This is a genomic window from Kitasatospora sp. NPDC127067, from assembly GCF_042724755.1.
GTDB lineage: Bacteria > Actinomycetota > Actinomycetes > Streptomycetales > Streptomycetaceae > Kitasatospora > Kitasatospora lactacystinica.
The window spans coordinates 24,964-36,380 of record NZ_JBHXEM010000092.1 but is presented as its reverse complement, the minus strand read 5'-3'; the positions used below and the strand labels follow the sequence as shown (position 1 = coordinate 36,380).

Annotated in this window: 8 protein-coding genes, 1 pseudogene and 1 riboswitch; of the genes and pseudogenes, 1 reads left to right on the top strand and 8 read right to left on the bottom strand. The window is 73.8% G+C overall.

The features are described from left to right. Nucleotides 1-31: 31 nt before the first annotated feature. The 6 genes from ACFWJ4_RS29445 to ACFWJ4_RS29420 all read right to left on the bottom strand — a co-directional run bounded on the left by ACFWJ4_RS29445 (nucleotide 32) and on the right by ACFWJ4_RS29420 (nucleotide 8,700). On the bottom strand, nucleotides 32-1,720 hold the full coding sequence (locus ACFWJ4_RS29445; RefSeq protein ID WP_380549042.1) for a hypothetical protein: 1,689 nt from the start codon (nucleotides 1,718-1,720) through the stop codon (nucleotides 32-34). Between the two features lie 434 nt (nucleotides 1,721-2,154). Beyond that, nucleotides 2,155-3,003 carry an ECF transporter S component gene (locus ACFWJ4_RS29440; protein ID WP_380549039.1) on the bottom strand — a complete coding sequence of 283 codons (849 nt, stop codon included), beginning with the start codon at nucleotides 3,001-3,003 and terminating at the stop codon, nucleotides 2,155-2,157. Then, nucleotides 3,000-4,643: an ABC transporter ATP-binding protein gene (locus ACFWJ4_RS29435; protein WP_380549036.1), complete on the bottom strand. Its 1,644-nt coding sequence runs from the start codon at nucleotides 4,641-4,643 to the stop codon at nucleotides 3,000-3,002. The genes ACFWJ4_RS29440 and ACFWJ4_RS29435 overlap by 4 nt, the downstream gene beginning before the upstream one ends. 4 nt (nucleotides 4,644-4,647) lie before the next feature. Then, a complete protein-coding gene (locus ACFWJ4_RS29430) occupies nucleotides 4,648-5,757 on the bottom strand; it encodes a CbiQ family ECF transporter T component (RefSeq protein WP_380549047.1) in 1,110 nt (369 codons plus the stop codon). A 91-nt stretch (nucleotides 5,758-5,848) separates the two neighbouring features. Further along, nucleotides 5,849-6,886 (bottom strand): hypothetical protein, encoded by a 1,038-nt coding sequence (locus ACFWJ4_RS29425; RefSeq protein WP_380549033.1) that lies wholly within the window; start codon nucleotides 6,884-6,886, stop codon nucleotides 5,849-5,851. Between the two features lie 68 nt (nucleotides 6,887-6,954). Continuing rightward, nucleotides 6,955-8,700: a prenyltransferase/squalene oxidase repeat-containing protein gene (locus ACFWJ4_RS29420; RefSeq protein ID WP_380549031.1), complete on the bottom strand. Its 1,746-nt coding sequence runs from the start codon at nucleotides 8,698-8,700 to the stop codon at nucleotides 6,955-6,957. A 180-nt stretch (nucleotides 8,701-8,880) separates the two neighbouring features. Then, nucleotides 8,881-9,022, bottom strand: a riboswitch (cobalamin riboswitch). 114 nt (nucleotides 9,023-9,136) lie between these two features. Between ACFWJ4_RS29420 and ACFWJ4_RS29415 the strand changes: the two are divergent. After that, nucleotides 9,137-9,631: pseudogene (locus ACFWJ4_RS29415) on the top strand (hypothetical protein); the annotation flags it as partial. A 151-nt stretch (nucleotides 9,632-9,782) separates the two neighbouring features. On the opposite strand, the gene ACFWJ4_RS29410 reads toward ACFWJ4_RS29415, so the two are convergent. Both ACFWJ4_RS29410 and ACFWJ4_RS29405 read right to left on the bottom strand, forming a co-directional pair. Continuing rightward, nucleotides 9,783-10,262, bottom strand: a complete 480-nt coding sequence (locus ACFWJ4_RS29410) for a flagellar hook-length control protein FliK (protein ID WP_380549029.1) — start codon at nucleotides 10,260-10,262, stop codon at nucleotides 9,783-9,785. Nucleotides 10,263-10,291: 29 nt separating this feature from the next. Continuing rightward, nucleotides 10,292-11,371 carry a peptidase gene (locus ACFWJ4_RS29405; RefSeq protein ID WP_380549026.1) on the bottom strand — a complete coding sequence of 360 codons (1,080 nt, stop codon included), beginning with the start codon at nucleotides 11,369-11,371 and terminating at the stop codon, nucleotides 10,292-10,294. Nucleotides 11,372-11,417 lie beyond the last annotated feature (46 nt).

Genomic DNA, 11,417 nt, shown 5'->3' with positions numbered 1-11,417 from the left:
GAGCGGGGGCCACCGAAGGGGCCGTCAGCTGTCAGCTGTCAGCCCGGAACGCCCCGTGGACGCGCAGGTTGCCGTTGATCGCCACCTTGTCGTCGGCGGTGTGCAGGATCCAGGCGTCCCCGGTCCGGACCGACAGGTGCCCGTTGGCGTTCACCTTCCCGACGAACATCGACTCCCCACCGACCCGCAGGCCACCGTTGATCGAGATCCGGCCGTCGTCGGTGTGCAGGACCCAGGCGCCCCCGTTGCGGACCGACAGGTGCCCGTTGGCGTTCACCTTCTTCTCGAACTCCGACTCCCCGTGGACGACCAGCCGCGGCGGGCCGTCCAGCGTCTCCAGCACGTTGTCGACGGTCAGCCCGCCGTGCAGGGTGAGTCGCTCCTTGACCTGGGCCCGCTGGGTGACCAGGTCGTTCAGGTCCGCCTTGTCCGCGGCGACGGTTCCCCACTGGTTGCTTCCGGCGCCCTGGTACACGTTGAGGCCGGCGGGCGGGAACTCGATCCACCCGTCGCTCGCCGAACGCCCCTGTACCCACTTGGTGTTGACACCGTTCAGATCCGCCTTGTCAGCGGCCACCGTCCCCCACTCCTGCTGTCCGTCCTTGCGCACGTTCACGCCGGACTGCGGGAAGTCGATCCACCCCTTGCCGGAGTCGCGGTCCCCCACCCACGTGGTGTTGATTCCGTTCACGCTGATCTTCTCGGCCGTGACCGTTCCCAGGTCGTTGCCGGCGCCGTGGCCGACCTTGATCCCGTCCGACGGGAACTGGATCCACCCGGCACTGCCGTCCCGGCCCCGCACCCACGTGGCGGTCACGGTGTCGACGTCCGCCGTGGCGGCGGAGACCGTCCCGGGCGCGTTGGAGTCGTTCCGCACCTGCGCACCCTGCGCGGTGAGGACGACCCGGCCCCGGTCCGTCGTCCCCTCCACCCACGGGGTGTGCACCCCGTCGGTCGCCGTCACGCCCTCGAACTCGGGGCTGCGCAGATGGACGGTGGTGGTCAGGATGTAGCCCGGCTGCTGCCGGCTCGGCGAGGTGGCGATCAGGGTGTAGGTGGCGTCCCGCTTCGGCTCCTGGCCCGGCTTCGGCGACCACTGCCAGCCGGCCGCCGTCCCGGTCCTCGGCGGGACCGGCTCCGGGGGGCCGTCCGGACCCTGGATCTGGTACGTGAGGTCGTCGGGGCCGCTCCACTGCAGGACGACGTCCTTGCCCGCGGCCACCAGGGACGCCCTGGGCCGGAAGTTGCGCGGCACCTTGGGTTCCCGCTTGAGCAGGCTCAGGGTCACGGGGTTCGTCTTCACCCAGGGGCCGTTCGCCGCCCGCTCCGCCACCCGCAGCAGGACCAGGCCCGCCTTGGCGGAGACCGGGAAGCCCTCCAGCACCAGGACCAGCGAGCCGCTTCCCTTGAACACGGAGCGGCCGGGGTCCCGGGCGGCCACCCTGAGGAGGCCCGTCGTGGGGTCCCAGCTGACCGTCGGCTCGTCCGCCGGGTCCGTGGCGCTGTTCTGCGCGATCCGCACGGCGACCGCCTTCGGATCCGGCGTCAGGTCGCCGTCCTTCTCCCCGAAGGGCACGCGCACCTCGGTGGAGAACCAGAGCGCGTCGTCGGTGGTCGGATTGGAGACGACGAGGTAAACGGCTCCCCGCGATTCCTCACCCGCCTCCGACACCTGGAGCGGAGCCGGGTCGGTGAGGATTTCGTAGTTCAGATATGCCACCGCTGAAAACCCCCTGCTTCTGCTGTGCGGGCGCTCGCCCCCCACGGGCACGGCCCCTGTACCAGCACTGTCCTGCCGGACAGAAAGCGGGGAAGCCCGATTCACCGCATGCGGCGCGAACCAGACCCGCACTGGCCGAAAGCGGGATTACCCGATTTCCGGCCTCTCGGTTTCCCGGTTTCCCACGCGGCACTTCAGACCCGGAGAATGCGCAATCACCCGGCGGCATCAGCGGTTGTCACCGATTGTCGGCCGTTCGATCCCACTGATCGGCCGGCAGCAGCGGGGATTCACCCTGCCGGAATTCCGTGGAGGAGCAGCCGGCCCGGGTGTCCGAGCGCGAGGACCGCTCCGGCGAGGACGACGAACCGGGCTCCGTCCATCGTCACCGTTCGGGGCGTCCCGGGTTTGGGCACGGCATTGACCTTTCCGGTTCACGAGGGCGCCGTCTCCACCGGCCGCGCGGCAGCCGGCGCCGCCGCGCTGCCGGTGCCGTCCGGGGCTTCGAAGCGCACGGTGGGTTCGAAGTTGGCGCGGCGGGCCGCGCGGCGGAAGACGGTCAGGACGGCGGGCCCGACGACGAGGACGGCGGTGAAGGTGGTGACGGCGCGGCCGGTGTCCCAGCCGAGCGAGGTCGCGAGGTCGAACAGCAGGTAGCGGTGCCACTGTTCGGTGAAGGGCAGACCCGGCAGGTAGGCGATGGAGCTGTTGGGGTCGGTCGAGAACGGCCAGAAGGAGAGGTTGAGCAGGAAGCCGAACAGGTAGCCGGAGAACGCGCCGTAGGCGGCGAGCATCGGCACCTCCACGCGGCGCCGCCGGACTTTCGGCAGCAGACCGGCGAGCATGCCGACGAAGGCGCAGCCGAACATCTGGTAGGGCATCCAGGGGCCGACGCCGCCGGTGAGCAGGGCGGAGGCGAAGAGCGAGGTGCAGCCGAGGGTGAAGCCGAAGCCCGGGCCGAAGACCCGCCCTGCCAGGACGAGGATGAAGAAGACCGTCTCCACCCCGGCGGTGCCGGCGCCGAGCGGACGGAGTCCGGCGTTCACGGCCGACAGGACGCCGAGCATGGCCAGGGCCTTGGCGTCGATGCCTCCGGCCGAGATCTCGGCGATGACGACGCTGAGCACCAGGACCAGCAGGGCACCGAAGATCAGCGGTGGGGCGTAGTTGGAGCCGAACTTCCCGGGGGCGACGAGGAACGGCCAGGTGAAGGCCACGAGGCCGATGAAGGCGGCCAGGGCGACGACGACGCGGGCCCGGCCGGGGATCCGCAGGGCGGTCATCGGGCCGCCTCTGCCGGTTCGAGGGCCTCGGCGACCTGTCGGCCGGTCAGGTAGGGCAGCGGGGCGAGGATCTTGGCGGTCTGCGGGGCGAAGGTCGGTGAGGCGACGATCACCTCGGCTGTGGGACCGTCGGCGACGACCTCCCCCTCGGCCATCACGACCACGCGGTCGGCGGCGGAGGCGACGAACTCGACGTCGTGGGTCGACACCACGACGGCGCGCCCCTCGGTGGCGAGGGCGTCCACGATGCCGGTGAGCGCCTCCTTCGCCTGGTAGTCCAGGCCCCGGGTGGGCTCGTCCAGCAGCACCACCGTCGGTGCGGCGGACAGTTGGATCGCCAGCACCAGGGCCAGCTTCTGGCCCTCGGAGAGGTCCCGGGGGTGGGTGTCGTCCGGGATCCCGGGGGCGAGGCGGTCGAGGATCCGCCGTGCGGTCGGCCCGCCCCCGCGGTCGGCTTCGAGGTCGCTCTGGGCGAGTTCCTGGGCAACCGTTTCCAGGTAGAGCAGGTCGGTGGGGGTCTGCGGGACGAGTCCGACCAGCTGCCGGGCCCGGGCCGCGGGCAGGCGCTTGGGGTCCTCGGCCTTCCCGCCCTCCGTGCCGGTGACCTTCACACTGCCGCGCTGGCGGGGCCCGGAGCCCTGCAGGGCCCACAGCAGCGAGGACTTGCCGGAGCCGTTGCGGCCCATCAGCGCGGTGACCTCGCCCGCGCGCAGCGCCAGGTCGACGTCCCGGACGGCGGCCACCGGACCGTACCGGACGACCACCCCCCGGGCGTCCAGCACCCGTTCCCCCACCACCGCTGCCCGGCGTGGCGGAGGAACGGGCACGTCAGTGAGCCGCTCGCGCAGGGACACGGCGGCGCGGCGGGCGTCCCGGACGGACAGCGGCAACGGCTGCCAGCCCGCGAGCCGGCCGAGGTCGACCACGGGCGGCGCGATCGCGGTGTCCCGGAAGACCTCCGCCGGCGGCCCGTGCACGACCGTCCCGTCACCGGGCAGGTAGGCGACCCGGTCGGCGTACTGGACCACCCGCTCCAGCCGGTGCTCGGCCAACAGGACGGTCACGCCGAGGTCGTGCACCAGCCGGGTGATCGCGGCCAGCACCTCCTCGGCGGCCGTCGGGTCCAGGGCGGAGGTCGGCTCGTCCAGCACCAGCACCCGGGGGTGTGCGGTGAGGACGGAGCCGATGGCGACGCGCTGCTGCTGCCCGCCGGAGAGCTCGTGCAGGGCGCGGTGGCGCAGCTCGGCCAGGCCGAGCAGGTCGAGGGTCTCCTCGACGCGCTTGCGCATGACCTCCGGCGGGATCGCCAACTGCTCCATGACGTAGGCCAGTTCCTCCTCCACCGTGTCGGTGGTGAAGCCGGCCAGTGGATCCTGCCCGACCACGCCGACCACGTCGGCGAGTTCACGTGGCGGGTGGTGGGCGGTGTCGCGGCCGTCCACGGTTACGCGCCCGCGCAGGGTGCCGCCGGTGAAGTGCGGCACGAGGCCGTTGACGGCGCCGAGCAGAGTGGACTTGCCGGCGCCGGTGCGGCCGACCACCAGGCAGAGCTCGCCCTCCGGGATGTGGAGGTCGACGTCGCGCAGGACGGGCGTCGTCGCGCCGTCGTACACCACGCCGACCTGGTCGAATCGGATCACGTGGTCACCTCGGTGTGCGGGCGGTCGGTACTGGTGGGAGGAGGGCGGAGGCTGCGGGCGTTCGGCCCGGCGGTGGGGAGACGATCCCCGCGGCGCCCGCCAGCAGCAGGGCGAGGACCGGGACGAGCGGCAGGGCCGGCCAGGTCAGCGGGTAGAGGGAGGGGTTCAGGTCGGTGGCGTCGTAGCCGACGGTGGCGAACAGCAGTACGGCGGCGGTCACCCCGCACCCGGCGACCGCCCACTCGGCGGCCCGCCAGCGGTCCGGGCGGTAGGTGGTGCGCCGGACGCGCCGCCCGCCGAGCAGCAGGCCGGCCACGCACAGCACGGCGCCCGCCAGGAAGGCCGGCAGGCCCAGTGCGGCGGGCGCCGTGCCGTCCAGCAGCCCGTACACCCCGGCGCACAGGCCGCACATGCCGAGCAGCATCAATGCGCCGGTGAGCCGGCGGGAGCGGCGCGAGGCCGTGCCGGAGCGCCCGTAGCCGCGCGAGTCCATGGCGGCGGCCAGGCTGAGCGAGCGCTCCAGCGCATCCTCCAGGACCGGCACCACGATGCCGCGCAGGGCGCGAACGCCCTTGCGTTGCCCGGCGCGCAACCGCCGGGCCCGGGCGACGCGTTGGACGCTCTGCACCAGCTGCGGCGCGACGCTCAGCGACACCGTCACGGCGACGCCCAGCTCGTACAGCGCACCCGGCAGGACCCGCAGCGCCCGCTTGGGGTTGGCCAGGGTGTTGGCCGCCCCGATGCAGCAGATCAGGCAGGCCAGCCGCAGCCCGTCGAAGGCCGCCGAGAGCGTGGCCTCCAGGGAGACCGGGCCGCCGATCCGGATGCCCGCGTACCAGGCGGGGGTGGGGAGGTGCGGCAGGGAGAAGAGCAGGTGGTCGTGCGGGGTGATGCCGGTGGCGAAGACGCAGCGGAAGACCACCCGGATCGCCACCACGGTCAGGGCCACCCACAGGTAGTAGCCGAAGCCGCGCGCCCACGGGGCTTCGCTGCGGCGGGCCGTCACCACATAGCCGAGCACGGCGAGGACGAGCAGGAGCAGCAGCGGGTTGGTGGTGCGGCTGGCCGCCGTCGCCAGGGCGAGCGCCCAGGCCCACCAGGCCAGCGGGTGCAGGTTCCGCGGGGCGCGCCCGCTTCCCGCCGCCCGCCCGGGGTGGGACTGCGGGGAAGAGCCGGCGACGGCCTTGTCGAGCGTGGTCACCGGATCACTCGGCCCGTCGGCGGCGCCGCCGCGCCGCGACCGCGGTGGCCACCCCGAGCACCACGACGAGGACGACCCCGACCACGGCGGGGACCATCGAGCCGGGGTCGTGCGGGGCGTCGGCCACCGGGTCGGCGTTCAGCACTCCGCCGGGTACGGCGGGGGTGGGCGTCGGCGCGGCCACGGCGGGCTGCTCCGTCGGCCGGTCGCTCGGCGTGTCCGTGGGCAGCGCGGTGGGCGGCTCGACCGGTACCGGTGTCGCGGGTACCGGCGTCGACTCGGGCGCACCCGGCGGGGTGATGCCGTCCTCGGGGGTACCGGCCGCGCCGGGGGACGTGCCGGGCGCGGGCGGACGGGCTCCGCCCGCCGGGGGCTTGGTGGGAGCCGGGGCCCGTCCGGTCCCGGAGCCACCGGTCGTGCCGGTGGATCCGCCGGAGCCGCTGCCGGAACCGTTGCCGCCGGTCGTCCCTGCACCACCACTCGTCGACCCGCTGCCGGAACCGCCCGACGCACCGCCGGAGCCGCCCGCGGTGCCCTGGCCCGGGTCGGCCGGCTGCCCACCGGGGCTGGAGTCGTGCGCCCGGACACTGTCGGGCGAGAAGGTCGGGCGGCCCTCGGTGCCCTCGATGTCGGTGCCGCCGAAGATCCACAGGTCGACGCCGCCCGGCTTCGGCTGGTAGAGCATCGCGCCGAGTTGGCTGTACGACCAGGTGTTCTGGCCTGGGTCGGCGTGCCAGTACGACCAGTAGGCGGTGGCCGGGGGCGTCAGGACGCACTTCTCCTGGTCCGGGGTCGGGTACTGCTTGCCGCCCTGGAACCCGCTGTAGCCGATCCGGCAGATGAAGGCCGGGCCGTCGTGGCCCGTGCCGGTGCTCTTCCAGCCGCCCTGGTTGAGCAGGGTGTAGCCGGTGGTGGGAGTGGTGCCGCAGGAACGCAGCAGCGGGCCGCCCCACTTGCTGAAGTCCACGGCGAGCACGACACCGGAGGTGGTGGTGCACTGGTCCATCGGCAACGGCGCCGCGGACGCCGGGGCGGTGCCCACGGCAACACTCCCGAACGCGACGGCCAGGGTCGTGGCGGCTGCGCCCGGCAGCCGACCGAAGCGCCGGATCACCGGTGACGCCCCGGGCCCGAGGCGGTACGACGGCGGGCGGTCAGGACGGCCGCAGCGCCGAGCACGGTCAGCAGACCGGCGGCCCCCGTCAGTGCGAGTGCTTCGCTCCCCGTGGCCGCAAGGCCGCCGGTACCGGACCGCCCGGCACCGGCACCGGCACCGGCACTGGCGGGAACGCCACCGCCGACCGGGCCACCGGCGAGCGGGGCGTCGGACGGACGGGTGGTCGAGCCGTCACCGGGACCGGGCGCGACGGAGGTCGGGGACGTCGTCGCCGTCTGCGTGCCGGTGCCCGTCGGGGTCGGCGTCCCCGTGGGCGTGCCGGTCGGTGTCCCCGTGGGAGTCGGCGTCGGCGTACCTCCGAGGTTGCGGGTCAGCGTGCCGAAGGAGATCCCGGTGGCGCCGCCGAGCACCTGCGTGGAGGCACGGACGTCCGAGCCCTGCTGGCCGCCCGAGGCGACGTTGAACCCGCCGTCGCCGTTCTGCTGCCCGGCGAGGAAGTCGAGCGCCTTGGCGATCTGTGCACCGTGGATCGACTGACGGAGCGTCATGCCCTGGATCGCGAGCGCGGCCGAGTTGGTGGAGTCTCCGGCCGCGCCGGGGAATCCGCCGTCGGGAAGCTGCCGCGCGGCCAGCCAGCTGATCCCCCTGTCGACCGCCTGCGCCGCCTCGCCGCCCGGAACCAGGGCCAGGGCCATGACGGCCATCGCCGTACTGTCCACATCCGAGTCGCCGGTGGCCGGGATCAGGCTCGGCCAGGAGCCGTCCGCGTGCTGCAGGCCCTTCAGATAGGCGATCGCAGGGGCTGCGCCGGCGGCGTCGCCGGCCCGGAGCTGGGCCATGACGGCGAGCGCCTGGGAGAACACCGAGGTCGCGTAGACGTAGTTGCCGGGGGCGGCGCAGCCGGTGTTCGCGTCGGCCTTGGTGCACACCAGCGCGGCGAGGGCGGCGATCAGGTCGCGGCCGCCGAAGGCGCGCGGGTCGCGGCCCACGACCTCGGCGAGCAGCGCCTCCTTGCCGATGGACCCGCCGCCGGCGTACTCGGTGCCGATGGCCGTCCAGTCGTTGACGGTGCGCTCGCTCGCGTCCTTGCCCTGCTGGTCCAGGAAGTCGACGATCCGGCGCAGCGCGGCGTCGTCGGTGCCGGTGGCGGCCAGGGCGTAGGCGCCGTCGATGGTCAGGCCGAAGTCGGCGAAGGCCGGGAACCCCTCGTAGTAGTGACCGTCGATCAGCCGGGCCGGGTCGGTGAGGTAGGCGCTCCCCTTCGCGGCGTCGGGCTTCCTCCCGGCGGGCGTGGTCGGGGGCGTGGCGGACGGCGAGGCGCTCGCGGAGGGGGACGAGGAAGGCGAAGGGGACGCCGAGGAGCCACCGTTCTTCGCGCGGACCGAGTCCGGGGTGAAGTCCGGCGCCCCGCTGGTGCCCCCGTACGCGGTGGCCTGCGGGGTGTTGACGCACGGCTCCTCGGCCGGAGTCGGGTACTGGACACCGCCGTTGAAGGTCCCGGTGCCGAGTCGGCAGATGAAGGCGGGCCCGTCGTGCTCGGTGCCGGTCGTGGTGAATCCCGCGTTGTGCAGCAGGTTCATCCCCGTCGTCGGGTGGGCGTCACAGCCCCGGACGACCCCGCCGCCCCAGTGGCTGAAGTCGACGGCGACGATCGCGCCCGTCGTCGCCGTGCACTGCTCGATCGGGTCGGCTGCCGCGGAGCCGGGGTGGCCCAGCAGGACGGTTCCTCCCGCGGCCACTGCGACGGCCGTGGTGAGCAGAAGCGAGCCCAGCTCTCTGCTTCTGTGACGCGTAGGACTGCTGCTGACCCTCACCGGCGACTCCCCGATCGGTCGTCGGGGTCCCACGGCGCAGCCGACGGCTCTCCCCGGTACGGGGCGCCGTCGCGACCGCGTCGTAGTCCACGACGACGCATGTACTCATGAACAAGGCCCCGGCGCAGGCATTCCGGCTCACCGGCCCTTGCGGGCGGGTCTACGGTTGCGGGTCAGCGCCGGAATCGGACCGGCTTCCCCTGACTGCCGAGGATTAAAAAGCGGTTCATCACACCATGTGCTCGGAGTCGTCGTCAACGAGTCGTCATGTCACTTTCGCCACCTCGTAGATCCGTTCACGGGTGCGGTGACGTCCGCGGTGGCCGAGCGGGGGAATCCGGTGCGAATCCGGAGCTGACGCGCGCGCCTGGTCTACCGCAACCAGCTCGCCGCGAGCAGCTGGCCGAGCACCTCGCCGGTCGTCACCGACGACGAGCGTGGCATCCTCAACTCCTACGCGGCCGGCATCGACCCCGCGCGGATCGGCCCGGCCCGCAACCTCGTGGCCGACCTCACCGCCTACTGGCAGACCGCCGAACCCGGCTGCTACGGCCCGTCCGCGAACTTCAACGGGACCGTCTTCGGCCTGCTCGCCCTCGGCGGCGCCAAGACCCGGACCGGCGGACAACGCGTCCCGCAGTCCCTGCTGAACGCCTCGGTCGCGACCGTGCCTGCCAACCAGCACAACGACGGCGGCTGGAACTACAGCAAGACCCCGGTCGACTTCCTCATCGCCCAGCAGTTCAATCCCGGCGGCGGCTTCAAGTGCCTGCCCACCGACACCTCCCCGTCCCCGTACGCCTCCGTCGACGGCCTGCGCGCCGTCTCCGGCGCCGGCTTCACCGCCACCCCGCCCGCGTCGGCCGTGCGTGCTCGGCTGCGGCGGTCGGCAGCGTACTGCTGTACGACAAACTCGTCCGGCGCCGGCGGGCACCTCACGCCCGACCGCTGTGCCCCGGCCTCCCTCGTCGGGGAGGCCGGGGCGTCGACGTGTACGGGCAGGCGGGTCAGGGAGCGGTGATGCCGGGTTGGGCGCCGGCGCCGAAGGACCAGCCCTCGACGTCGCCGGGGGCCGGGTTGTAGCTGCCCGCGCCGAGGCTGCTGTACGACCAGGGGCCGCCGTGCTGGGCGTGCCAGTACGACCAGTAGGCGCTGCCGGTGGGGTTGGTGCAGGTCGTCGGCAGGCTGTTGACGGTGCAGACGAAGCCCGGGAAGCGCGGGTGGAAGGCGTAGCTGAATCCGGCGCCGGTCAGCGCGGCCAGGCCGCTGGCCGGGTCGCCGGGCGCACAGCCGGTCTGGATGCCGCCGCCGACAGCGGTGAAGTCGACCACGACCGTGACGCCGGTGGTCCCGCCGCAAGCGGCGGCCCGAGCCTGCGGGGCCTGGACGGCGGAGACGCCGAGCAGACCGGCGGTGAGGGCGGCGGCCGCGGCGACCGAGCCGAGCGTACGGCGGACCGGGCGCGCCGGGGTGAGGGTATCGCTCATCGGTGAACTCCTCCTGGTTTCGGGCGTGTTCAGTACGCGGCCGGGGCCGGGCAGGCCAGGGTGGGCGCGTCCGGGCGGGCCCCGGCGGCGGAGAGCGTGGCCAGCGGGGTGCCGGCGAGGCCGAGGACGGCCTGTGCGGTGGCCCGGGCGCCGTTGCCCGCGTCGAAGCCGGAGGCGTCGTAGGCGACCGCACCGCGCACGGCAGGGTCGGCCGAGCAGCCCTGCTGGAACTTCACCAGCCGGCTCCAACCCTTGAGGCCGGCGCCGAAGCGCCCGCCGGCCAGCAGCGCCTGGGTGGCCAGGCCCGTGGTGTTGGCGTTGGAAGTGGTCGCCCCGGCGGCCGCGAACCCGCCGTCGGTGTTCTGGTGCGCGGCCAGCCAGCCGAGGCCCGCGTTCGCCTTGGCGGTGCGGCCGGTGGCGGCGAGGGCCTGGACGGCGAGCGCGGTGGCATCGGGGTCGCCGGTGCAGGTCGCCTGGCCGAAGGAGACGGGGAAGCCGCCGTCCGCGCACTGGCTGTTCGCCAGGAAGTCGACGGCTGCGGCGGGGGCGTCACCGGGCGTGCGGTGCAGGGCGATCAGGGCCAGCGACTGGCCGAAGGCGTTGCTGTAGTCGCCCCACTGCGAGCGGTCCGAGAAGCGGCCCTCGGCGGTCTGGAGCGAGCGCAGCCGAGCCGGCAGATCGACCCCACCGAAGGACGCCGTGTTCCCGCCGCGCACCTCGACGGCGAGCAGCAGCTTGGCCGTCGCGCCCGCGTAGGCCTCGGTGGTGCCGTCGCCGAGGTAGCCGCCGATGATCTCGGGCTTCGCCAGCCAGGCGGTGGCCTTCGCGGCGGCCTCGTCGGAGCTGTGCGAGGCCGCGAAGGCCAGCACGGCGTCGATGGTCAGGCCCTGGTCGGGGTAGGCGGTGCCGTTGAACACGGACTCGAAGTGGTCACCGTCGACGAGCTGCCGGGCCAGCCAACCGCCGGCGGCGGCGGCGTCGGGACGGACCGTCGGCGACGAGGTCGCGGCGGCGGGAGCGGCATGGGCGGTGGCCGCCGCCGGGAACAGGGTGGCGAGGGCGAGGGCGGGTATCGCGAGCGGGCCGAGGGAGCGGCGAACGGCGGGCATGGGATGCCTTTCCGGGCCCGCACGCAGGGGCCCGGAAGGCGTCGGC

What these genes read in the sequence shown, in the direction of transcription:
- ACFWJ4_RS29440 (WP_380549039.1), bottom strand. Translation starts at nt 3,003, where the DNA reads ATGACCGCCCTGCGGATCCCCGGCCGGGCCCGCGTCGTCGTCGCCCTG.
- ACFWJ4_RS29410 (WP_380549029.1), bottom strand. Translation starts at nt 10,262, where the DNA reads ATGAGCGATACCCTCACCCCGGCGCGCCCGGTCCGCCGTACGCTCGGC.
- ACFWJ4_RS29405 (WP_380549026.1), bottom strand. Translation starts at nt 11,371, where the DNA reads ATGCCCGCCGTTCGCCGCTCCCTCGGCCCGCTCGCGATACCCGCCCTC.